General features: G+C 51.7%; 12 protein-coding genes and 2 pseudogenes. 1 reads left to right on the forward strand and 13 read right to left on the reverse strand.

Annotated features, from left to right (window positions below):
- Window positions 1–29 precede the first annotated feature (29 nt).
- The gene (locus CHL74_RS05080) at window positions 30–707 is read right to left on the reverse strand and encodes a 2-C-methyl-D-erythritol 4-phosphate cytidylyltransferase (protein ID WP_094880087.1); all 678 of its coding nucleotides are present in this window, start codon (window positions 705–707) and stop codon (window positions 30–32) included.
- Between the two features lies 1 nt (window position 708).
- Window positions 709–1,257 (reverse strand): DJ-1 family glyoxalase III, encoded by a 549-nt coding sequence (locus tag CHL74_RS05085; protein WP_094880122.1) that lies wholly within the window; start codon window positions 1,255–1,257, stop codon window positions 709–711.
- A 316-nt stretch (window positions 1,258–1,573) separates the two neighbouring features.
- Between CHL74_RS05085 and CHL74_RS05090 the strand changes: the two genes are divergently transcribed.
- The gene (locus CHL74_RS05090; protein ID WP_094880088.1) at window positions 1,574–1,897 is read left to right on the forward strand and encodes a DUF3467 domain-containing protein; all 324 of its coding nucleotides are present in this window, start codon (window positions 1,574–1,576) and stop codon (window positions 1,895–1,897) included.
- 458 nt (window positions 1,898–2,355) lie between these two features.
- Here the strand turns inward: CHL74_RS05090 and CHL74_RS16130 are convergent, their stop codons facing one another.
- The 11 genes and pseudogenes from CHL74_RS16130 to CHL74_RS05145 form a co-directional block, all read right to left on the reverse strand.
- Window positions 2,356–3,300, reverse strand: a complete 945-nt coding sequence (locus tag CHL74_RS16130) for a SusD/RagB family nutrient-binding outer membrane lipoprotein (RefSeq protein ID WP_254923225.1) — start codon at window positions 3,298–3,300, stop codon at window positions 2,356–2,358.
- Window positions 3,301–3,371: 71 nt separating this feature from the next.
- Window positions 3,372–4,202: pseudogene (locus tag CHL74_RS16135) on the reverse strand (SusD/RagB family nutrient-binding outer membrane lipoprotein); the annotation flags it as partial.
- Window positions 4,203–4,242: 40 nt separating this feature from the next.
- Window positions 4,243–7,673 (reverse strand): annotated as a pseudogene (locus tag CHL74_RS05100) (SusC/RagA family TonB-linked outer membrane protein).
- Between the two features lie 167 nt (window positions 7,674–7,840).
- Window positions 7,841–11,629: an endo-beta-N-acetylglucosaminidase gene (locus tag CHL74_RS05105; RefSeq protein ID WP_094880089.1), complete on the reverse strand. Its 3,789-nt coding sequence runs from the start codon at window positions 11,627–11,629 to the stop codon at window positions 7,841–7,843.
- 158 nt (window positions 11,630–11,787) lie between these two features.
- A complete protein-coding gene (locus tag CHL74_RS05110) occupies window positions 11,788–15,528 on the reverse strand; it encodes an endo-beta-N-acetylglucosaminidase (RefSeq protein WP_094880090.1) in 3,741 nt (1,246 codons plus the stop codon).
- 955 nt (window positions 15,529–16,483) lie between these two features.
- A complete protein-coding gene (locus CHL74_RS05120) occupies window positions 16,484–18,694 on the reverse strand; it encodes a hypothetical protein (protein ID WP_141241237.1) in 2,211 nt (736 codons plus the stop codon).
- A gap of 660 nt (window positions 18,695–19,354) precedes the next feature.
- Window positions 19,355–20,455, reverse strand: coding sequence for a glycosyltransferase (locus tag CHL74_RS05125; RefSeq protein WP_094880093.1), 1,101 nt, complete (start codon window positions 20,453–20,455; stop codon window positions 19,355–19,357).
- Between the two features lie 55 nt (window positions 20,456–20,510).
- Window positions 20,511–21,563, reverse strand: coding sequence for a glycosyltransferase (locus CHL74_RS05130; protein WP_094880094.1), 1,053 nt, complete (start codon window positions 21,561–21,563; stop codon window positions 20,511–20,513).
- 12 nt (window positions 21,564–21,575) lie between these two features.
- Window positions 21,576–22,595, reverse strand: a complete 1,020-nt coding sequence (locus CHL74_RS05135) for a hemolysin activation protein (RefSeq protein ID WP_176452172.1) — start codon at window positions 22,593–22,595, stop codon at window positions 21,576–21,578.
- Between the two features lie 41 nt (window positions 22,596–22,636).
- Complete coding sequence (locus CHL74_RS05140) at window positions 22,637–23,599, reverse strand: phosphatase PAP2 family protein (RefSeq protein ID WP_094880096.1); 963 nt, start codon at window positions 23,597–23,599, stop codon at window positions 22,637–22,639.
- Window positions 23,600–23,632: 33 nt separating this feature from the next.
- Entirely contained in the window at window positions 23,633–24,634 is a 1,002-nt protein-coding gene (locus CHL74_RS05145; protein WP_094880097.1) for an NAD-dependent epimerase/dehydratase family protein, read from the reverse strand.
- Window positions 24,635–24,773 lie beyond the last annotated feature (139 nt).

The raw sequence follows: 24,773 nt of genomic DNA on the forward strand, positions 1-24,773 counted from the left end.
TTTAGGAGTTACGAGTTAGGAATTACGAATTACTGTTTGCAGATAAAATCCGCAAGGAGCAGGTCGTAGGGTGTGGTCAGCTTGATGTTCTCACGACAACCTTCCACCATCACCACCTTGTGTCCGGCTGCCTCAGCCACAGACGCGTCGTCGGTGAAGGCTTCGCTGTAGGGCACGTCGTAGGCGCGCTTGATGAGCTGGATGTCGAAAGTCTGCGGTGTCTGGACGGTGCGATAGTCGGAGCGCAGCACGTTATGGCCTCCGTCTTCGCCAGCCACGTAGCGCAGCGTGTCGGTGACGGGCATTACGGGCATGGCTGCTCCATGCTCACGGGCAGCCTCATAGGTGCGAGCTATGACGTCCACGGTGACAAAGGGTCGTACGCCGTCATGGATGCCCACCACGCCGGTGGCGTCGTCGGGAACAGCGGCTATTCCGTTCTTGCATGACTGGAAGCGGGTGTCGCCGCCGTCCACCACAGTATGCTCCACGTTGAAGTGATATTCCTTGCAGAGCTGACGCCAATAGTCTTGCTGGGCGTGAGGCAATACGAGGATGATGCCGATGGCTTCGCTGTACTGACGGAAACGCTCTATGGTTCGCATCAGGACGGGCCTGCCGTCAACGAGGAGGAACTGCTTTGGCAGATCGCCGCCCATACGCAGTCCCTTTCCTCCTGCCACAATGATGATATAGTCCTTGTTCATACTACTCGAACATCATGCCTTTTCTCAGATCACTTACCACTTTCTCGCCCTTGAGGATGGAGAGGAGGGTAAAGGCATACTCGAACGCAGCTGCCGGACCCTTGCCCGTTACCACATTACCGTCGACGGTGACAAGCTGGGCTGTGTAGGTGGCGCCCTTCAGCTCGCCTTCGAAGCCGGGATAGCAGGTGGCACGCAGACCGTCAAGCAGTCCGAGATGACCGAGAACCATAGGTCCGGCGCAGATGGCACTGAGAAGCTTGCCCTGCTTGGCATGTGCGAGAAGGGCATTGCGCACACCTTTGTGCTCGTCAAGGTTCTTGGCGCCAGGCATACCGCCGGGAATCATAAGGAGGTCGGCATCAGAGAAGTCGGCTTCCTCGAAGCGGACATCAGCCTTTACATATACATTGTGGGCAGACTTTACCATCTCAGAGCCGTTGATGCTGACAGTAACCACTCCAACACCACCACGGCGAAGGATATCAACGGGAGCCAATGCCTCGACATCCTCGAAGCCATCGGCAAGAAATACGTACACTTTTGTCATAATATATTGTTCTTTAGTTTGCTTACCTGAGGACGTCTTCGGGACGGAGCGCAATACACCGAACGGATCGGCGATGCGGGCGTCTTCTTCGTCCTTTTTCTTCAGCGAATAGAATCGTGCCATAACGTCATTTTTTAATAGTTGGGCATACTTTTTAATTGTATATGCAAACTTACACATTTTTTTTGGTTCTGCAGCTTTTTGAGCTCTCAATAATTTTTTAATAAATTTAATTTGTGAGACTCCATATAAAATATTATCTTTGCATATAGAAATACTGAAAACACACAATATTAACTTTAAACAAAATAACAAAATGGAAGAAAACAAGAACCAGCAGCCCCAGGGTCTTCAGATCGAACTGAAGCCGGAAATCGGTGTAGGCGTTTACGCTAACCTCGCACTCATCACTCACTCTTCAAGCGACTTTATCCTCGACTTCACTTGCATGCTCCCCGGACTGCAGCAGCCGCAGGTACGCAGCCGCGTCGTAATGGCTCCCGAGCACGCTAAGCGTCTCCTCATGGCCCTCAACGACAACATCCAGAAGTATGAGCAGAACTTCGGTAAGATCCAGCTCCCCGAGCAGCAGCAGCCTCGCACTGCCACTCCGTTCCACACACAGGACGCTGAGGCATAAGCAAGCTGACAAAGCTTAATAGCATAAAAAGAAACACGAAAGCGGATGCGACGTTCCCCAAAGAACGCCACATCCGCTTTCTTCGTTTTCTGGTTTTTGACAGGAAGACAGGTTTTTGACAAGAAGACATGAAGACATGATTCGTTGGATATGATTTTTGACAGGAAGACAGGAAGTCATGTCTAAAAATCATGTCTACATGTCTTCATGTCTAAAAAACATGTCTACATGTCTTCATGTCTAAAAAACATGTCTGCATGTCTGCATGTCAAAAAAATCATGTCTTCATGTCTAAAAAAACATGTCTACATGTCTAAAAAAACATGTCTACATGTCTTCATGTCTAAAAAACATGTCTACATGTCTAAGAACGAAGCAAGCCGTGGCTTACTCCTTGCGGAGCGCCACGGCTTTCTTATTGTTTATTGCCTTACGCCTTGCGGCGTGTCGGGCGATGTTTAGAAGTTAGGAGCGTCAACATCCCACCAAAGGCGTGTAGCCTGCTGATCAGGACCACCGAGTGCGGGCAGACCTGTTGCGTTGAGGTCCTCCTTGGTCTGAGGATCGTCAGTGAACCAAGGCAGACGGCGGATGATGTTCAGACCTGAGCAATACTCAGCGTTGTCACCCATTGTGAGCGAACCGTCACCATCCTCAGGGTTGAGGACAGGGAAGAGACGGGGATAGCCTGTACGACGAAGGTCAACCCAAGACTCATAGCTGTAAGGATAAGAAGCGATGTACTTCTGAGTGATGATCATCTCAAGCTTCTTCTCGTTGTCAAGAGAGTTGTCCCATTTAACCGGAATCTTAGTAACGCTCGGCATATCTGGAGTCTCACCAGTCGGATCAACGTAAGTGTAGTCCTTAGCCTTTGTTACGTTCATGTAGTCCTCAAGCATATCCTTGTACTTGATGTCATCCATGTCGCGGTCCTCAAGGAAAGCATAGCGGATGCCCTCCTCATAGAACTGCTGTGCAGAACCACCCATGTTCCAGCCACGGAGAGCGCCCTCAGCACGGAGGAAGCAAACCTCAGAAAGCTTCATGAAGTAGCACGGCGGGAAGTGTGAGTTCATGTACTGGTTGTCAAGCTTAGAGAATGAGATATACGAGTTGGTACCAGCACTCTGACCGATGCCAGGAACAGTACCGTCACGCATACCTACGATTACAGACTCAGCAGGTGTGGTCTTAGGAGCAGAGCCCTTGTTACCGGTCTTCTCAATAGCCTCAGTGTTCTTCTTGAAGAGGTACTTAACGTACGGGTGGTCAAGGCTCTCGAGCATGCTGCAGAAAGAAGCGCCAAGACGTGAGTCACCCCACTCTGAAATCTGAACAATAGGATGGTCGAAACCAAGAACAGAAGCATAGAGAGCAAACTCATGTGAGGACTGAGAGATAACACCGTCACGAACGCAGCCTCAGCCCATTCCTTAGCTGTCTGAGGCTCCACCTTTGCGAGGTGGATAGCCATACGAAGCTTCAGTGAGTTGGCAAACTCAATCCAAGGCTGCAAACCCTCTGCTTCATAAAGATCAGCATTCTTAAGCAACGGCAGACGGTTGATGAAGATGTTCTTCACAACCTTGGTCTTATACCACTCTGGACGCTTCTGGAAGTGCTTGAAAGCAGCTACACAAGAGTCGATGTTAGCCTTTGCGCTGTAGTAGATGGTACGGACATCATCGTATGTAAACGGCGACTCGTCACGGTTCTTCTTGAAATCGTTGTAAGGCATCGGACCGAACATATCAGCATTCTCTATTGCAGCATAGTTATAGAGCAAGAGATAAGCTGCCTTCAGCTCAGGGATAGAGTCAAGGTCACCGTTGTTGAGGATGGGAGCGATACAGGTCTTGCAAGAAGAGAAGCCACCGCCAGGACCGCCGTTGAATCCCTTAGAGAGGTGATATGTAGACTTCAACTCAGCGTTAGAGTAAGGGAAGTCCGAGTGAGGTACGCAGCTGTACTGAACGTAGTTGTCAGGACCAAGGCAGAACTGGAACTGGTATGCATGAGCCTCAGGCTTGCCACCTTCCTTACCGCCACGGATGCTGTAGATACCGGTGAGGGCTGTTCCGAGTTGTGAACGGAGACGCTTGTAAGCGTTCTGATACATTTTCTCGGTGATTTCTACATTATAATTGATGCTGTCTGCCTTACCAGTAGAGATGGTAGGAGGTGTGACAACCGTCGTTTCCTTCTGGAACTCGTCAGACGGAGTGTCGTAGTCAAGACATGACTGCAGACCGAAAGCCGAGAGGACCATGGCAGACATCAGAAATATCTTAGATGTTTTCATATTCGATTTTTTCTATTCTTATTATAGATGATGTTGTTTATTAGAAGTTGACGTTCAGAGAGAAACCGAATGAGCGTGAAGAAGGCATGTTGAATACCTCGAATGCGCTAAGACCAGTTCCTGTTGAGAGCGACACGTCCGGATCAACGGGAGCATCCTTATAGAGGAAGAAGAGGTTACGCGCGATGAACGACAGGCTCAGGTTCTTGTTTGCTCCGAAGAGGTCACGGAAGGTATAGCCGAGAGAGAGCTCACGCAGACGGAAGTTGGTTCCGCTGTAGAGGTAACGCTCGATATCCTGAGGTGCCACACCACCAACTGACTGATAGTAAGCCGAAACAGGAACAATACGACCGCTGCCGTCGTCAAGCTTGACACCGAGAACATTCTCGCCATAAACTGCGTCAGCGTAAATCTTGTTAGCCTCAGCGTTGAGACGAGCGTCTGCAGAGCGCTGTGACAGACCATAACCGTCGAGGAACGACTCAGTCATAGAGAGCACCTTACCGCCGATACGTCCGTTGATGAGGAACGACAGTGTGAAGTCCTTATATGAGAAGCTGTTGGTCCAACCCATCTGCCAGTCAGCGTTCATGTTGCCGACATACTTGCCATAGGTGTTCTCTGAGTCCATCTGTACACCACCCTGAGAGTTGAGCACATACCAGCCTTCCTTAGCTGTGCCGTTCTTAACGGCAGCATCAGTGGCCTTGTAACGCTTGAGGTCAGTTACGTACATATCGCCGAACTTACCACCTTCCTTATAGAGCACCTGTACGCCGCCTACATAGCTTGCGATGATGTTCTCCTTGCCAGTCTTCTCGTCGTAAGCTGTACGGAGAATCTTGTTGCTGTTGTAAGAAACGTTGTAAGAAGTCTTCCAACGGAGGCCCTGTGCGCCGAACTTGAAGTCGTAGCCTACAGTAGCCTCAACACCCTGGTTGCGGATCTTACAGGTGTTCATCGGGATTGACTTACCTGAAGCGTTGGTACCAACGAGGTAGAGGTTAGACATCGTAGCGTTATAGTATGTAAGGTCGAGGCTGAGTCGGTTGTTGAGGAACAATGACTCGATACCGGTCTCGAATGAAGCGGTCTTCTCAGGACGCGGGTTCTTGAAGGTAGCCCACTGTGACGGTGTGTAAGCGCCAGTCTCGAGGTTGATGTTCTGCGAACCGTACACCTGGTTAGGAATAGAGTTACCTACCTCTGAGTAAGAAGCACGATACTTCAAGTAGTTGAACCACTCGGGGAGCTTCACCAATGAGCTGACAATGGCGTTGGCACCAAATCCGAAGTAACCGTAGTGCTCGGGCGTACCACGATCCTTAAACTGACGGAATGAGCGATACCAGTCCTCACGGTATGATCCGTCGACATAGATTTTGTCCTTCCAGCCAACCTGAGCTGTGAAGACAGCACCCTTGTTCCAGTCTGAAGACTTGCTCTGTGAAAGAGCGCCAGGACCACCTGCTGATGTTGAGAAGTAGTTGACGAGTGTGCTGAGCTGCTGGCGGTTTGCATAGTAGTATGTAGCGTTGCCAGAGTCGTAAGAGTGTCCCTCGCCCTTAGTGGTGTGACCTACCCAACCGAGAGTTGCAGAAACATCCCAGTCGCCGAATGTCTTGTTATAGTTAAGCATGTAGTCGGTGTAGATCTCAGTGGTCTTGCTGTAACCCCACCAGTAACGTCCGTAGTCCTCCATACCTGAAGGAAGCCATGTTGTAGCATAACGGCGTGCGTCTGTCTCATACTTTGAGAAGTCCATACCGATACGAGCCTGGAAAGAGAGGCCGTCATAGATATCGAGCGTACCGGTTACGTTACCGAAGAAGCGGTCTTCCTTGTTCACGCCGTTGTTCTGCTTGAGCAGCCAGTACGGGTTGTTCTGACCATTCTCCTGGTATGCCCAGTTCTGCTGCGGACCTGTAAGGTCTGCACGGTCAGTTGTCCAAGAATATGTATTGTCGGCGTTCTTCTTGTAGTAGCCAGTCGGCTCGCTGCGCCATGTGCCTTCAGCGTTGGCGTAGTTGTTACGATAATAGTCCATATCGATGTTGCGGGCAGCCGTATACATGTGGTAAATCGGGTTCATTGCAACACCACCACCAGGACGGTTCTTTGTCTTGGTCTGGATGTAGTTCATCGATACGTTAACGCTCAAACGGTCGAAGAACTTGAAGTCCTGACGGAAAGACAGAGTGTGACGGTTGTATGAGTTCTTAGGAAGCATACCGTCAGAGTGAGAGTTACCGTAAGAGAAGTAGCTGCTCATCTTGTCAGTACCACCTGAAAGTGCGATAGAGTTGTTGGTCGTTACACCAGTGCGATAGAAGTCGTCGAGGTCGTTCTTAGCATAGTCGCGGAGATGAACATTATTCATCTGACCTGAGAACTTCTCCGAGTTCATAGTAACGGGCAGACCGAGGTATGACTGACCGTCAGCACCTGTCATCTTATACTGGCTCATCTCAGAAACCTTGGGGCCCAGCTGTAGATACCCACCTTACCGCTGGTAATGTTGCCCGCATCGTCTCTAACCGGAGTAACAGAAGCGCCGTATACGTTCTGGATGTCCGGAGTGAGGAGCGGGTTGTCGAAGGTTACGTTAGAAGAAACCGTGATTGCCATCTTGCCCTCACGTCCCTTCTTTGTGGTGATCATGAGCACACCGTTGGCAGCCTCTGAACCGTAGAGGGCAGCAGCGTTGGCACCCTTGAGGACGTTGATTGACTCGATGTCGTCAGGGTTGATCATTGAGAGAGCGTCGCCACCCTCAGAAGCACCTACTGCGAGCATTGAGCCGCTACCTACCTCACCACGTGTGTTGTTGCTCATAGGCACACCGTCAACTACGATAAGCGGAGTACTCTTACCCATGATTGACTTGTTACCACGGAGGAGGATCTTGGAAGCACCACCGGCACCACCGGCAGACGGAGTGATGGTCACACCTGATACCTTACCCTCGAGAGAGTTGGCAACGTTGGGGTCCTGTACGCGGTTGAGGTCAGAAGCCTTAACCTGCTGTGTTGAATATGTAAGAGAGGTTTCCTTACGCTTAATACCCATGGCGGTAACAACGACCTCCTTAAGCACTGAGCTTTCGTCAGCCATCTTAACGTCTACGTTAGTACGACCAGCGATCTTAACCTCCTGTGCAGTATAGCCGATGTAAGAGAATACGAGTGTTGCGTTCTTGTCCTTTACATTGATCTTGTAGTTACCGTCGATATCGGTAACGACACCGAGACCAGTGGCACCCTTTACAACTACGCTAACGCCAATGAGGGGTTCGCCAGTAGCGTCAGTAACGCAACCCTGCACCAGATTCTCATTTGCCTGAATCAAAGCGTTGGGAGCGGTTGTTCCTGCAGCAGAAGCATACTGAGCCGGCACACCTGCTGCGAGCAGGGCGGCGAAAGCAGCCTTCAAGAACATCTGTCCTTTTTCGTTGGAATTGTTGTTCATTGTTTTGATTTGATTTAAAATGGAAAAGTTATAGCTGTTTTCTATAATGCGAGTCGGCGGCTCAAATAAAAAGAAAAATTTTACTGAACTACCGACTCGCCTTTTCGTTGTTGATTATTTATTCTTTCTTAGTGGTATACATTAAAGAAATAGCCTGAGTCTGCGGCTTACTTCTTAACCACGTTTACGGCCTTGTAGAGCTTGCCGTCCTTCATTACCTGAACTACGTAGAGGCCCTTACCACCTGTTACTGCCACGTTGACAGCCTCACCAGCGCCAGCGTTGAATGAGTTGGTCTGGAGGAGTGCGCCGCTTGCGCTTACGATGTTGATGGTGTAAGCACCACCCTCTGCGAAGCGGAAGTTAACGCTCTCTACGAACGGATTCGGATAAACTGAGAACTGAGCGTCGCGGTCTACACCGTTGATAGCTGTAGGCTCAGTAATCTCGATTGCGTCGTCAACCATCTTAGATGACTCGCCCCAGAAGTTGGTGAGCTGTACGCCTGCCTCGTAAGATCCCTCACGAGCGTAAGTGATGACAGCAGCCTTGTCTGTCTCAGAAGAGATACGTGCACCTGCGAGGAGCCACTTGCGGTCTGTCTTAACCTCGAGTGTACCCGGGATGCCTGGATAACCGGTGAGGTTGTTGTCAGAAGCCACCTTCTTATAAGCAGCGCTGGCTGTGTTCTCACCGCCACTGCCGTCCATGAACACCATCTTGGCAACATACTCAGCACCTGCGTGACCGTGGTTAGCGAATGTAGAGTCTGCCTTATTGTAATCCTCGAAGGTGTAGTAGCCCTGGAGACCCTCGGGCACTGAGCCGTCAGCGAATCCCTTCATGGCTGCCTTCACCTCGTCGTCAGTAAGAGGCTTGTTCCAAACCTGAACCTCGTCGATGGTTGCGTTAAGACCTGCCTTGTAAACGCCACCGCCACCGATGAAGATGTTTGCAGTGGTCCATCTGTCGATACGGCTGTCAGGATTGTCCTCACGGCGTGTTGAGTTTGCGAAGTTGTTAGGACCAGCTACGCACTTGCCGTTGAAGTAGATCTTCTGCTGGCAGTCAGCACCCTGAGTAACGCAGATGTGGTTCCAAACGCCAGGATTGAGGCTGTAGCCTGTGGTCATCATCGACTCTCTCGGGCTATCGTGACCTGTCCAACCCATTGTGTTGAACGAAACCTCGTTGGCTGCGTGATCCTGACGGCACTCGTTCTGACCAGCGGGGATAGCCGGACGAACCTGTACCCAGAGGTCACCCCAGTTATTGTGGGGCCACTTGTCGGCAACAGTGTTCTTGTTGATGAGGTTTGTACCCTGCTTGTCGTGTGCATAGTTGTCCACCTTCACCCAAAGAGCGTATGAATAAGACATGCCCTGCTGGATTTCGCCAGGAATCATGAGCATGTTGGGGTCCTTCACCTGAACACCGCGTGACACCTTACCCTCGCCGTCGCGAGATGTGTAAGAGATATTGAGAGCCTCAGAGGTCTCAGCCTTGGTCTTGTCGACGCTTACAGTGTTGACAACGGGAACAGCACCAGTCTCCTCGGGAGATACGTGAATCTTACCACGGAGTACCTGCTCTACGCCCTTTGAGTCAACGATTGTAACGTCGTATACGCCAAGTTCGTCGATGGCAAGCTCGAACGACTTAACGTTCTCAGCAGTCTTAACCACCTTGGCAGTCTCAGCGTTTGTAACCTTCCAAGACTGTGCGGGATCTGCCATTGCGTCCTCCAGACCTACGGTGAATGTCTCACCCGGCTTTACAACCTGACGGTCGAGAACCACCTCGCTTGACGGAGTGTCGTATGCTATCTCCTTGTAGTCGCTCCAAGAGATGTCGCTCTTCTTGATTCCGTCCGGCGAAACGGCACGTACACCGAAGCGGCACTCGCGACCCTCGAAACCGCTCTTGATAGGAGCGTCAATCACGTAGGCAGCCCATGATGTGGTGGCTGTGAGATACTGAGCCTCCTGATCCTTCTGCTGCATCCAGATTTCGTAGTACCATGTGTCAACCTCGTCGTTGTAAGTCTTAACGCCGCCTGTCTCCTCCTTGGCTGCATAACGCATCTTGAAGTCAACAGTGCTACCCTTACCACGAAGAACCTCCACCTCCTTAACCTCAGGAGCTACCGGAGCGAAGTTCTGCTGCGGGTTGCGGACTGCGAGCTCGCCAACGAGCATCGAGTAGTCAGCAGCTGTATTCTCGGTTGTGATACCAATGAGGGCGATGTTGTCGCCTGACTTGATACCGAGCTTGTCGAGAGTTGTGGTGAATGTTGTCCACTCGCCGAACTTCTCAGCTGCAGGGATGTCTATTTCCTTATATGATGTAACATTGTCCTTGAGAGCAACGAAGAGCTTGGCGTGTGTGTCAAGTTCGTTATTCATCTTGTATGTTACAGAGATGTTGTATGTAGGCTCTACTGTGAGAGATGTGCGATAGAGCTTTACACGTGAAAGATCTGTAGCGCCGCTCAGACGGAGGCAAGAGCCACCCCAGTAAGCGTCGTCCCATGTAAGCTCTGCGTTAACGAGACCTGATGTAGGAGCCTGCTCAGCTGCATTTACCACCCACCAACGCCATGTAGGAAGAATGTCCTGTGTGTTGAGGTTATGCCACTTGTGGTCGAATGTCACCTTACCCTCGCTGCGGAACTTCAGACCGTTACCGAGGTTGAAGCGTGATACGAACGGAACTGCCTGGATGGTAGACTTGGCTGTATTGAAGCGAGCCACACCATGGAAGTTGTTCTTCAGGCTTGCGTTTGCAAGTGTTGTAGTACCGTTTACTGCGGGTACGTTAGCCGGGTTGCGGTTAGCACCTGAGAAGATAAGTTCCTGCTTCTCGAGGTATGCCTTCTGGATGGCTACGTCAGATGTACCGTAGTCGGTAGCACTCTGATGGATAAGGCCCTGTGAGTGAGCGCCCCAGAAACCGATGGATGCCTTTACGCCCTCGAGGTTACGCCAGTCGGCGTTGTAGAAGTTTGAAAGGTCGCGGCCCTGGATGTCGAAGCCCTTATAGTAGTCGTACGGGTCGCGACCCATCGACTCAGCATAAGCGGCAGAGTTCTGAAGCGTACCCTTGCCGGTGTTGTAGTTAGAGAACATCATGTCAGTAACCACATGACCGGCAGCACCGAACATTCCCTTGTTGTGACTGCCAAGACCCTGGTCGAAGGTGATAGCACCGTTGTCGTTGGTACCGTCATACCAGTGAAGCTGGAATGCCCAGCCTATTTCCTCTGCCTTCTTGTGACATTCAGCGATGAACTCCTGGAACTCTGACATTGTGTCGTAGTCAGAACCGAACTCTGAGTTTACGCCAATGCCGTCAATGCCGTAGTACTTGAGCAGACGAACGAAACGGTCAACGTTCTTGAAGTTGTCATTATCGTCACGCTCTGTCAGCTTAGTGAAAATCTTTGAATAGATGTTGCCACCGTCAAGATAAACGGAAGCTGCCCAAGGAATTGAGAGCACACAACCCACCTTTACACCGTTCTTGTGAGCAACGTCAGACAGACCTGCAGTCACGCGGAACCAAGGAGCTGTCCAGTTGCCGTGGATGTCGAGGTAAGACCACATTGAGAAGTTGTCACCTTCGAAGCAGTAGCGGGGAAGAGCCTTCCAAGAAGAGGTAGGATCGTCCAGCGGAGTCCAGAGACAGAACTTACGCTTCGGGTCTGCCACGTTGTTGGCCTGATAAACGTTGTCGGTGATGCGCTTCAAAGGACGTACACGAGAGATATAGAACTCGTCGTCGATACGGCTTACACCTATGGGCTGATTGCCCGGTTCCCAAGTCTCCAAGTTAGCGAGAATGTCGCTGAAGTTGGTGTCCTTGATATCGAGCGGATGAGTCGGTGTACGCTGGGCATAACCCATGGCTACACAGAGCATTGCTGACGCAAGGAGCAAATTTCTCTTATTCGTCATAAATAATACAGATAGAGGTTTTAGATAAAAAAAATAGTTAGATGATTTCTGAGTAGTTGATGGAAAGCAGAATGCGGTAAGCCATGCCGGCTGCAGAGAGCCGGCTGGCGTACCTCATTCTGCATTTATATGACAAATTGTCAATAGTGATGCCTATATTACTTTCTGATAAGCTTCATAGTGCGAACCACCTTGCCGTCCTTCTTGACGGTGAGGATGTAAGCACCTGCATTAGCGAGGCGAACCTGCATGTTGCCGCCAGCTGCGATTGCAGCAGCCTTGCGAGCCTGAGCCTGTCCAGCCACGTTAACAATCTGAACGTCATAGTTGCCTGCCTCAGCAAACTCTACGATAACGTCCTCGCCTACTGTGTAAGCCTTCAGCTCTCCGTTGCCGAGCTGGTCGATGCCAGTGCCGCTGCCGATTGTGATGGCAGAGAATACGCGCTGGTCCTTACCGAGTGAGTTAGAAAGTGTCAGAGTTACGTTGCGAACGCCTTCCTTCTCGTAAGAAAGAACTGCCTTACCCTCTGTGTCGTTACCTGACTGAGAGATGATGTCAGCCTTAGGAGCACTCCATGTCGGAACTGTCTCCACCTGGTAAGCTGTACCAGTGATGAACGGACAGCCTGAGGTGTACTTAGGAGCAACCCATACGAACTCGCCCTGACCCTCGTCACCTGTCGGAGTGTAAGCGTGGAGACCAGCCTGAACACCCTTCTTCTGACCTACAGAAGCGAATGTGAAGTCGTCGTTGGCAGCCTTCTCGTTGTCCCAGAATGCGATGATGCCTGCAGGAACATTGTTAGAGTCGATAGTACCCATAGTGGTCTGTACCTCATCAGCTGTAAGAGCGTGATCCCAAATCTGGAGGTTGTCAATAGCACCCTTGATACCGCTACGGAATGCAGCGTCACCACCTACAGCAAGTACCTGCATATCTGTGATGTTGTAAGGATTCTCCTGGTAGCCCGGGTCGCCTGTCTTGTCACCAGTGTTAGTACGCTTCCAAGAAACAATCTCCTGCTTCTTGCCATTAACGTAGAAGTCACCGCGAAGACCACCTTCTGCATTGTAGTCGAATACGTGAGTAATGTGTACCCATGTACCTACCGGCAGTTTGGTGTTACCATAATTATACTGGATCTCGTTGTTGCTGGTTTTGTCAGCACCACGCCATGTGTATGAGTTGACAACACCCTCCTGGTTGATGTTTACCCAAATCCAACCCCAGTCAGTCTTAGGCCATGCATCAGTCTTGTTTGCTACAGAGAAGAGCTGTGTATCACCCTCTGCAAGCTCGTTGATCTTCAGCCAGTAAGATACAGAGAACGACTTAGCGCCTGTGATTCCGAGGTCAGAACACTTGGCACCGTAACGATACTCCTGGAGGTCAACACCCTGTGAACTTGCACCGTTAGCCTCGCGAGCGGTGTACTTCATTGTCACCTGATCGCCAACCTTGATAGAGATAGGCTCCTCGCTGTCGTTAGCTGTGAGAGTATAGATTTCAGGCAGAGCACCTACGCTCTTGTCTGTAATCTGAACATATCCCGGATACTCGCGTACCTTCTCAATACCACTTACGTCGCCAGTGAGCTTCAGTGTGTAAGAACCGATATTCTCAAGGCCGTTCTCCACAGTAACGGTCTTGCCGTTGCCAGAGTATACTGAGTTGCCTTCCTCGTCAAGGAGCTCCCATGCAGCGTCCTTGTGCTCAGGATCCACATAGCCCATAGTGAACTTCTCACCCGGCTTGATAGTGGTCTTGTCAATCTGTATGTCGTCGCTGAGTGTGTATGAAGTCGGAGTGTTATACTCTGTCCAAGCAATCTGCGACTCTGACTTCTGGTCAAGGGCTACGGCAGAAACACCGAGGCGAACCTTAGCAGCCTTGTTTGTTACTGGGATAGAGAAGAACATACCAGCCCATGAAGTTGTTGTTCCGCAGAGAACCGGCTCCTGACCCTCTTCCTGAGCATAGAGCTTGAAGTAAGAGGTCTTTACGTCGATGTTGTAGCAAGGCTCGTCCACTGCCTTGTTGTTCTCCATGTTCCAGATGAGCTTGGCATCCATACCGGCATAGCTGTTATAGAGCATATCGCTGCTTGTGATGACAGGAGCAGCAGGAGCAGCTGAAGTGCCACGAACGATAGAGAACTCACCGAGGAGAAGGCTCAGGTTCTTGGCGTTCTTGAAGTGGAGAGCTACGAGAGCGAGGTCCTTGCTGTCGAAGTCAGTGCCAACGACAAACTTCTTCTCAATCCACTCCTCGTCGTCTGCCTTCTGAGAAGTCTTGAGGACGTTGTATGCTGTTGCAGATGTCTCGCTGCCCTTTGCAGAGAGCAAGAGGTCGATGTCTGAAGTACCACCTGCGAGCTTATACTTGAATGTGATGACGTCACCAGCCTTGAGAGCATACTCTGTCTTGAAGAGGTGGAGATACTCGTCAGCTGTAGAACCGGTAAGACGGATGGTAGAGCCACCGAAGTAAGCGTCGTCCCATGTAAAGTTAGCGTCAAGTCCGTTCTCAGGAACGTCAGTAGCCTTGTTGCCGAGCAGCTTGCTTGCGAACCACCAGCGCCATGTCGGGAGGTAGTCCTGCATACCTACGTTATACCAAGAGTTGTTGTTCTGACGCTTACCCTCGAGGTTGAAGTACTTACCGTTACCGAGGTTGAAGTATGTGATGAACGGCTCCTCAGAGAGGTTCCAGCTGAGGGCTGAACGTGCTGTCATGAACGTAGACATACCGTGCCAAGCGAAGTTGTCAGCGTTGCAAGCGTGACGGTCTACGATAGACGGACAGTTAGCCGGGTTGCGGGTACCGCCGGTGAAGTAGCGCTCGATACGCTGGAGGTATGTGTTCTGCTTAACGTCGGGGTTAGAGCCCTTCTCACCACGGCTCTCCCAGAACATATTGTTGGAGTGAGCACCCCAGAGACCGATAGAGAGACGACGTGAAGGAAGGTATGACCAGCAAGTGCCTCGCGGCTCACCGCCCTGCATGTTTACACCGCAGTAGAGGTCGAGCGGATCACGACCCATTTCCTCAGCCTTTGTCACCGACTTATCCATAAGATATGTACGGTTCCATTTATAGTTGAAGAAGAGTGATGTACGGCGGTTCTCACCGTCACCGAATGTCTCCTCATTGTGCGTACCAAGACCCTGGTCGAATGAGATACCACCACCGTCGTTGGTGCCGTCATACCAGAAATTCTCGAAGAGCGGGTCGTTCTTCTCGGCAGCCTTTACAAGGTTAGCATGGAAGTCGCGGAGATCCTCAACAACACCCTCACGGTCATAGAACTCTGAGTTGTAGCCCATACCGTTGATACCATAGTAGCGGAAGAACTTGGCAGCGAGTTCCGCGTCAGCAGATCCCATAGCTGTGATCATCTTCAGCCAGTCGCCACCAAGACCTGCGTTAGGAATGGAAGCCACACCCGATACGCCCACACCGTTCTTGTGTGCTGCGTCAAGGAAAGCTGCGGGGATGCGTCCCAATGAAGCTGTCCAGTCACCGTAGTGTGTTACGTACGACCACATTGAGAACACCTCTGAGTCGAAAACGCCGTTAGGAAGTGCGTTGAAAGCAGGATCGCTTACAGGAATCCAAGCGATAAGCTTCTTGTCGTTCTCAGCAGTAAGGTCGCGTACCTGTGTGGCGGCGTTACGGAAACGAACATGCGGCTTAACACGTGAGATGTAGAAATTGTCATCCTTAGACAAACGATGGTTGTTCTGCCAGTTCTGAAGTGCAAACTGGAACTTTTCACTACCGGTGTCCTTACCGGCATCGATGTAACCCTCGCGCAGCTGCTGCGCGTTTGACGACATTACGCTGAGCATCAGTCCTGCTGCGAGCGTAAGGGTCTTGCGAGTAAAATTCGCCATTCTTGATTTGTTTTAAGTTATAGATATTCAGTTTTGTTGAGTTTTGTCTTGCACGGTTAGATGCTCGACACATATCTCATACAAGATTATTCTATGTTGTGAAAATATAGCAGAGGCTTCCCGATGCACATCCAGTCTATACCACTAATTTTTACCTTAGTAGTTCTTAAAAAAAAGTTTGAAAAAGTATCGTTCAGCTTCTTAGGTTTTTATATTATATCGTTTTTCTTTTGCAAAATTAATCAAAAAGCGCGTAACAAAAACAAACGCACGCAATAAATTTAACTTTATTAACATTATTAACATTAGCACCACTGCGTGCCGAATTTTGAATTAGGAATTGTTCTCGGCTTCGTCTACACCAAGGCAGATACAAACTTAGGAGGCTATGGCGTCTCGCCGTAGCCACGCAGCCTACTATAACAAAACACCAATCAGCGCCGTGTCCCGAGGGGACACGTATCCATCAGAAACCCACTGCAAGCTCCGAAGGAGCGCAGCTGTGGGATAAGCATCACCTCTCCCTCTTCTGGTTCCGCAAAGCGGGACCGACTATCATCCTCAATATCAGACGGGATGTGTAAGTCCCCCTTCGGGGAACTCATTTTGGGAGGGGCATATTTACCCACAGCTGCGCTGCTTCGCAGCTTGCAGTGGGTTTCATGATATAGGTCCCGCCCAGCGGAACCCGCAGCTGTAATACGTAACTTAGTACCATCAGCTCATACTCAATCTGCTCGCGTCCGTGGGTGATTATATCCTTTGTTGTTTGTATAACAATAAGCTGCAACACAAACTTAGGAGGCTATGGCGTCCCGCCGTAGCCACGCAGCCTACCATAACAAAATATATTGCTGTACGTGGGGTGGGCTACCATAATGCTGTATGTGGGTGCGGGGCTACGGCGAGACGCCATAGCCTCCTATGTTTGCTTTTGCTGCTGTATAAATTCTTCCTAATGCACGGCAGCAAAGTTGAAGTTGCCATTGTCTGTGCCCTCAAACACAAAGACTGTGGAGGCGGGGAAGCTTAGGGTAAGCTGGTCATCGATATTGATGGGCTTATTCACCTCAATACCCTTCAGTCCTCCTTCTACCGCCACCTTCTGGTCTGCAAACGAGCTGCGGAGCGTGATGGTGGTCTGAATGTATGCAGGGATGTCGAGCATTTCACGGAGCGTAGTGGTGAACTGACGTTCCTTCACATCGGGATTGCGAAGGGTGAGAGTTGCCTTCTTGCCGTTCCAAGCAGCCCAACCGTAGACATTCACCTGAGTGCCGTCCCATGGGTTGCCACCCACCCAGTGAATATCTGGCAGCACATCGGCATTACGCTGTTGCCAATCCATACATTCCGCCAAGTCCTTCCACAGAGCGCCAGCCTTGCCCTCGTTGTCCTCAATCTGGTCCATCAACTTATAGTCGGTGTATAGCTCCACCATACCCGAGCCACAGCCAAAGGCACAACGCATCTCACGCAACACACCGTCATAGCTATAGTCGCTCGGAGTGTAAGGCTTGCCTTTCTCGCTAAGGATTAGTCCGTGCGTCATCAAAGTGTTGATAGGACAGAGCGGCGAACCTTGCGTGAAGATCTTATAAACCATGTGGTCACGATAAGTTATCCACTGTTCACGGTCTGTTCCCGTATTGCCGATATACGAGCAGTCGGCATCCTGTCGCCATATCGCATCGCTATAATGGAACCAGAAGGGCGAAGCCCATGTACCCACGGTAGTGTTAAAGAAGATGTCGGGACGTGTCTTGCGCACGGCACGTTCTATGCTGATGATTCCTTCAGCATTCTCAATGCCGGTGTCACCCTCATCAGGTCCGAAGGCTGTACCTTGTGCGCTGATGCCGTCAAACTTGAAGAAGCGGAAATCGTAATTGCTAATCATGTTGTTGCAGCAGTCGATGAAGTAGTTGTAATATGCCTCATTGCTCAACTGCATACCGCCACGGTTTTCCCAATACTTGCGACGATAAGTGCCGCTACCGCCGTAACCGCCTACCGGACCTAACCATGCACCGATGCCCACACCCATGCTCTTAGCCAGACGGTCTTCATCAGCGAAGCCATTGGGGAAGTTCGGATTGAAAGTCCATGTGCCGTAAGCATCCCAACCATCGTCAAAGACGAAAGCATAGGGGGCCTTGCCATACACATCATAGAACTTGTCCTTCCAGTGCTTCACCACGTCTGCGCACTGTGTGGATGTCATGTTCTCCGAGTAGTCGCCCTTTGTGTTCTTGAGGTCGGAAGCATCATACACGCCGTTATTACCTACGGCATTGTTGCGGTCGATGTTTAGCTCGTACCACGAATTGTATAGGGGGAACGCACGCCAAGGCACTGCACGTTCGCGCTCGCTATAAGCCAGAAACGAACGACGTGCCTGACCGGGAGCCACCAATCCTACAACGGAGCTGACCTCCCACGGCTGACTCTTCTTAAGCGTAGTGTTGCGGCGCCAATAACCCTGAATAGGCACATCGGCTGTAGCAGACATAGTGTCTTCCACCTCAACGGAGTTTACGCCCATAGGAGTTTCAAGACCTGCAAATATCTTATTGCTGGCAATAAGCGCGCCGCGTGTATTACCAACTACCTCCGGCACGCTCTGTGCCTTATACCCGTCCACATTGTAGATCATAGGTGTTATGGACTGCATGGCAATATCTTTGTCGGCAGACACGTCAAGGGTGGTGCGCAGATAGTGGCTTCCGTCACGCAGCACAGCATGCCAGACGATATTGAGATCACCCTTCTTAAACACGGCTTTGAGCGCTTTACCGTTAAAGCGGTCCGACCCCTTCACGGCATTTTTGTCGCCGACAAGATTTTCGGTGCCGACGCTTACCAGCTCCATCTCTGAGGATGTGAAGGTGCTGCCGTCACCCAATACCACTTTAAACAGTTCGGTGCCTGGTTTAAGGTTCATCTCTTCGCAGCCATTAAAGATCAGCTTGCCCTTAACTTTGGCAAACTTGGCTGTCAGCAACGCGTTCTTCAGTGTCCACTCCTTAGAGCGGCTTACCAACTGTGCTTTGTCGGCTTGCACTTCCTGCGGAAAAATCACCTGCTGTGCCACGACGTTCTGTCCGCTGCCAATGACAAGGCAGAGAACAGAAGCTCCTAACCAACGCTTCATTCTATTATTCATTATCTTGTTCATTATATTATTAGGTACTTTGATTTAGTAGACTTATACATTTATATAAAAGCGGGGTATAGACATCCCATGCTTGCATATCTCAGAAGATTCAGTATTGATAAAGAAATATTTGGCAAAGGTAAGCATAAAATTCGATACAACAGCTCCATCAGGAGGGAAATCACTGCACCAAGGCTGATACAAACTTAGGAGGCTATGGCGTCCTCGCCGTAGCCACGCAACCTACTATAACAGAACACCAATTAGCGCCGTGTCCCGCAGCCTACCATAGCAGAACACCAATCAGCGCCGTGTCCCGAGGGGACACGTATCCATCAGAAACCCACTGCAAGCTCCGAAGGAGCGCAGCTGTGGGATAAGCATCACCTCTCCCTCTCCTGGTTCCGCAAAGCGGGACCGACTATCATCCTCAATATCAGACAGGATGTGTAAGTCCCCCTTCGGGGAACTCATTTTGGGAGGGGCATATTTACCCACAGCTGCGCTGCTTCGCATCTTGCAGTGGGTTTCATGATACAGGTCCCGCCCAGCGGAACCCGCAGCTCATACTCAATCTGCTCGCGTCCGTGGGTGCGAGGCTACCAATGACTTGCTGTACGGGGGTGCGGGGCTACGGCGAGACGCCATAGCCTCCTAGGTTTGCCTTGGCTACTTATGCGTCACACTCTTTATAACTTCTGCAATCTCCCTTGCGCAGCGCTTATCATTAAACGTCCGCTCGGCTATTTGTCTGCCTTTCTCTCCCATGCGACGCGCCTCCTCTGGATGCGTGGCGATGTAGTCGACGGCGCGTTGCCAGCCTTCCACGTCGCCGTAGGGAACGGAGATGCCGCAGCCGTCGCGGGAGAAGTCTACCGGGATTTGGGGGTTGCGGCTGCAGATGATGGGCAATCCCAATGCCAATGCCTCCACCACTGTGGTCAAGCCGGCGGTGTAACGGGTCTCCTTGCAGCAAATCACCACGCACGATGCCTTTGCCACCTCGCACGCTATCTCGTAAGGCAACAAGCCACATATCTCCACCACCTTCACGTTGGCGGAGGGATGGCAGTGGCGCACGGCGTCAAGGTTGGGATTGGGGATGGAGGGGTCGGCATTGATGCCTATATATAATATAAGGTGGTGAGGAGTATTGCGGAACGCCTCGATGAGCGTGGGCTGGTCGCGCTGTTCCTTACCCGTGGCAATGAAGACGGGAGCCTCTGCCCCACCCTCATGAGCAGACGCTTGGCGAGCCTCAGCCACCGAACGCGAGATGCGGTCGTAGAAGTCGAGGTCGGCACCCCAATGTCCCACAACCATGCGGCGCGGGTCTGCCTTGCGCGACTTAAGAGAATCGTCAACGAGCTTCTGCGAAAAGAAAATCATGCGGTCGAAACCACGATAGAAGAGTCGTCCTCCCAGCTCGCGCAACCGGCTCTTAGAGGTGACAATGGGCTGGTGATGCCATACGATGATGGGCTTGCGGAAGAGACGGAGAGCACGGAGGAGCACCACCAGTTCCAGCCCCTTGTAATGCGTGGCATACACGGCGTCATACTTCTCACGGCAGGTGAGCACACGCCATGCCGTACTAATGGCGGTGGCTATACGGGAGAGCGTCTTCTTCGGCGAACGATGCCAGACAACGCCGATGCCGTTGTCTTTGAGGTGGCATGCGCCATAGAGGAAGTGCGAGGGAAACTCGCCGTCCTTCATTCTGTCAAGACAATACTGGATGTTCTGCGTGTGGTAGAAGTAGACGTGCATCAGTTATTATTTAGTATTTATTATTTTTTACTTATTACTTATTATTTTGTACTTATTATTTTTTGGGGACTAGATACCTGTAGTTATACACCTGCATGAAGGGATGGAGGAGGGCACGCAGGAGCGCCACGGGGTCTTTCTCATAAGTATAGAAGAGGACGTGACGATACTTTACGTACATTCGCATAAGGGAGAGGAGGGAGAAGGGCGACGTGCCACACTCGGCATGCAGGAGCTTCAGCGCGTCGGCATAGATGGGGTTGTTGGTGGTGACGCCGTCACGAACGTCCAGCGTGCCAGCCTTCTCATGTCGCCACACCCACTCTATGAACGTCAGGCGGGCGGCGAAGTGCTGGCGCATCCACGGCTTCACCTTATGCCAATGACACATACCGTACCACACCATATAGAGGGCGTTGTCTGCCTGGCGGACACGATGGGCGTCCACTCCCACATACGTGGCAGTCTCAGCATAACGGCGCTGGCGCACAAGCACACGGTCGATAAGGCAGATGGCGTCAAGGGCAGCCGCTGCCGTGGCTGTCATCACGTCGTAGCACGTGCGGCGATAGATGTCGGGATGTTCTGTTTCGGAGGGAATATAGTCGAGCAGCGTGCGGCGCAGCATCTGGCAATGTCCCATCATCGAAGCATAGAAGAGGCGGATGAGATTGCAGTTGGGGCGGCGCGGATCGTAGCGCACCTCGGCTCCGCTCTCCGAGAAGGGCACGGACCGGCATACGCACATCATCATGTGCGGATCAGCCATCGCTGCCACCTGCTCCTCTAATTTTGTCGGCATCCAGATGTCGTCCTGGTCGCTGACGGCTATGAGGTCGCCCTTGGCACGGCGCATGGCAGAGAAGAAGTTGGCGTTGATGCCCATCTGCTTCTCGTTGCGGAATATCCGCATCTCCATTCCTTCGGGCGCCTTGGCTGCATAGTCGTGGAGGAGGTCCATGGTGTTGTCCGTCGACCCGTCGTCCTGAACGATGAGTTCGGCAGGGAGCAGCGTCTGCGAGAAGATGGAGTCGAGCTGTTCTGCAAGATGGCGTGATGCACCGTTGTATGTGCACATCACTACGGAGAGCGACATATTATGTTTCATAAAAACTATTGATTACCAGTGGCGGTCGCGACCGAAGATTTTCCTTATTCTTCGCGACACAGCCTTGAAGATATAGCCGAAATTGCCGTAGCGGATGTTGAGCCACAACTCTTCCATTGAGCGTCCTGCCTTGATGAGCGGATGACCGTAGGCGTAGGTGCGATAGACCTGCTCCTTGAAGTCGACATCCTCTATGACGTAGCGCGGATGGCGGACGGGGGCGTCCAGCTCGAAGCGCTGCATGGTGAAGAGTCGGCGGAGGCGGCGCGGCATGGTCTGCAGCGAACCCGTATAGTGGGTGGAACCGTCGGTGGCTCCGAGATTGTTTATCATGTTGCGCGTCGGCATGATGGCAAGACCGGAGTTCATCACCATCGACGTCCAGAAGATGGTCTCGTAATACTCCTTGCCCGACGCACGATGGTCATAGCAGGCACGAAGCGTGTCGAGGCAGTAGCGGCGCTGGCGCATCACGGCGTCCAGCTGGCGCTTCGCATCGGGGTCGTCCAGACAGGCGTACGTGGGGTCCCATGTGTCGATGACGCGGCGCCATGAAGCCCATCCCCAGATGGAGAATACGGAGGTGAAGAGATAGTCGTAAGGACTGTCCACCTGCTCCTCGGGATTGAATCCGGCAATCATCCACACCCTCTCGTCGTCGGCATAACGGTCGAGCATCTCCTTGCAGAAGGGGAAGAACGACTGCGAAGGCACGTCGTCGTCCTCGAGGACGATGCAGCGGTCCACAATGGAGAAAGCCCATTTCTGCGAGATATATTCCGACGGGTCGCAACCGAAGTTGCGCTCCTGATACTTGCGGTGAACCTCGCACTGCCAGTCGATGTCTTCCACGACGCGGCGGCAAGCCTCTATGCCCGGCATATCGCGTTCGCCACGCGGTCCGTCCTGATAGAGGAACAGCTTTGAGGGACGCGCCTTGCGCACCTCGTCGAACACGCGGCGCAGATGGTCAGGGCGGTTAAAGAAGAGTATGAGGACGGCTACGTCCGTCTTGTAAGGTTGTGGATTCATAAGCATTAAGGGGTTTAGGGGTTATGTCGTTTTTATGGTTGTCAATACTTCAGCCTTCTTGTCGCCCACATCAGGACGACGAAGAGGAGTGTGCCGCTTACCAGACCAGCCAAAGCGTCGATGGCGTAGTGTGCCTGGATGTACACCGTGGAGAAGCAGAGCAGCACGTAGAAGGGTGCCATGACGTAGAGCAGACGACGGTTGCGGGTGTGCCAGGCGAGCAGCATACACACGGTGGCGATGCCTACGTGTGATGAGGGGAAGGCTGCCGTGGGGCGCTCTCCCGCTGCCTTGGCATCCTCCACAAGGTCGTAGAAGAAGCCCTGCGTATATCCGGGTGTGGGCAGACATTCCTGATGAGTGTTGAAGTAGTCGCCGACGGCGGGGAATACGCCTGACATGATGTTCTCCATGCCCACTGCCTTATAGTAGAACGTAGGTCCTGCGACTGGCACGAAGATGAACACCACATAGAAGATGAAGAACGACGCCAGCACCACGAACGAAGCTCTCTCAAACTCGTTGTAACGGCAGACGAAATAGAAGAACGTCGTAAGGGCTATCATCGGATAATAGCTCGTATAGCCAAGGCTCATCAGTTCCGAGAAGACGGGCCACGAGAATGTGGAGACGAAGCTTATGGCTGGCTGGAATCCGAAGAGCTGCTGCTCACAATGACAGAACACGTGGTCCAGGTTGGGGAACATACGATTGATCTCGTACGTGTCGGGATACCACCATGCAAGGAGCGACATCTGCGCCACGACGCGCACACAGCGGGTCAGGCGGCAGGGCACGAGCCTGTAGACAAGCCACAATGCCAAGGTCATGGCCACGGCACGCACGCGTCCCCATATCATCGCTTCGGGATTGGGCAGTGTCGTGAAAGTGAAGAGGGTGATGAGAAGCGTGAAAGTGGCGTATGCCAGCACCAGCCACTCAAGTGCCATCAGCCCACGCTTGGGATTCGCCTCGATGGCGAAGAGTTGTTTTATGAATTTCATTATTTTTCTCTGGGTTATCTGTATGGTCTCCTCTTACAACCATCCGTTCTCCTTATACCACTTCACCGCCAGACGCACGCCGTCCTTCAGCTTGTAGTGGGGATGGTAGCCGAGCTCGTCCATTGTCGGCTCGATGTCGCAGCGCCAGTTGCGCTGACGGAGTATGTTAAACTTGTCGTCGTTCAGTGCTATGGGCTTCTTCGTGATGCGTGCTATGCGCTCGCCGAAGAAGGTGATGACGCGCAGCACCCATACGGGAGCCACAATGCGGAGCATCCACTTCACGCCCATCTCTTTCTTCAGCAGGTCGGAGAATTCAGTCGACTGATAGACGTCGCCGTCCGAAAGGAAGTACTTGCGTCCGCTCATGCCGCGGTCGAGGGCGAGAAACACTGCCTGCACCACGTCCAGCACATACACGAAGGTGATGTCCTGACGACGGAAGCCCACGGCAAAGTCGACGTGCTTCTTGATGCTCTCCGCCATGAGGAAATAGTCTTTCTCACGCGGGCCGTACACTCCCGTGGGGCGGAGGATGATGTACGGGAAGTCGTTGCCGATGGAGTCGAGATAGCGTTCTGCTTCCAGCTTGCTCTTGCCGTACGCCGTGTTAGGGTGCGGACAGTCGTTCTCGGTGATGTCCTGATAAGGCTGCCGTTCGTGTATGGCTCCGTAGACGCTGAGCGAACTGAGGAAGACAAATCGCTTTATGGGCATACCAAGCTCGATGATGGCATCCACGAAATGCTTTGTTCCCTCGGTGTTCATGCGTCGGAAGTCGGCCTTGTCTATGCACTTAGTCACTCCAGCAGCATGCACTATGTAGTCAAACTGATGGTCTGCAAGTTGTCGCTTCAGCTCATCCTTGGAGTTGAAGTCGAGTTCGATGAAATTTATTCGCTTGTCCTTGAGGTAACGCCGTGAGGTGGTTTTTCTCACCGCCGCCCATACCTCCATATCACGGTTCAGGGCTTCCTCAACAATAAAACTGCCAATGAAACCGCTGGCACCGGTTATAAGTATCTTGTTAGTCATTATGATAATTGGTACATAATCGCTTGCAAAGATAGCAAGATTTGGACGAATAGACGATTTTATTGAAGATTAATTCGTTTGTAACATAAATTTAGCGCTCTGGGACATTGATATCTCAAAACTTTTTTGTTTATTTGCA

It is taken from the genome of Prevotella sp. 885 (assembly GCF_002265625.1).
Taxonomy (GTDB): Bacteria; Bacteroidota; Bacteroidia; order Bacteroidales; family Bacteroidaceae; genus Prevotella.

Excerpts from the sequence above, each read along its gene's own strand:
- CHL74_RS05085 (WP_094880122.1), bottom strand. The coding sequence starts at position 1,257 with ATGACAAAAGTGTACGTATTTCTTGCCGATGGCTTCGAGGATGTCGAG.
- CHL74_RS05135 (WP_176452172.1), bottom strand. The coding sequence starts at position 22,595 with ATGAATCCACAACCTTACAAGACGGACGTAGCCGTCCTCATACTCTTC.
- CHL74_RS05110 (WP_094880090.1), bottom strand. The coding sequence starts at position 15,528 with ATGGCGAATTTTACTCGCAAGACCCTTACGCTCGCAGCAGGACTGATG.
- CHL74_RS05130 (WP_094880094.1), bottom strand. The coding sequence starts at position 21,563 with ATGAAACATAATATGTCGCTCTCCGTAGTGATGTGCACATACAACGGT.
- CHL74_RS05145 (WP_094880097.1), bottom strand. The coding sequence starts at position 24,634 with ATGACTAACAAGATACTTATAACCGGTGCCAGCGGTTTCATTGGCAGT.
- CHL74_RS05105 (WP_094880089.1), bottom strand. The coding sequence starts at position 11,629 with ATGACGAATAAGAGAAATTTGCTCCTTGCGTCAGCAATGCTCTGTGTA.
- CHL74_RS05120 (WP_141241237.1), bottom strand. The coding sequence starts at position 18,694 with ATGAATAATAGAATGAAGCGTTGGTTAGGAGCTTCTGTTCTCTGCCTT.
- CHL74_RS05080 (WP_094880087.1), bottom strand. The coding sequence starts at position 707 with ATGAACAAGGACTATATCATCATTGTGGCAGGAGGAAAGGGACTGCGT.
- CHL74_RS05140 (WP_094880096.1), bottom strand. The coding sequence starts at position 23,599 with ATGAAATTCATAAAACAACTCTTCGCCATCGAGGCGAATCCCAAGCGT.
- CHL74_RS05125 (WP_094880093.1), bottom strand. The coding sequence starts at position 20,455 with ATGCACGTCTACTTCTACCACACGCAGAACATCCAGTATTGTCTTGAC.
- CHL74_RS05090 (WP_094880088.1), top strand. The coding sequence starts at position 1,574 with ATGGAAGAAAACAAGAACCAGCAGCCCCAGGGTCTTCAGATCGAACTG.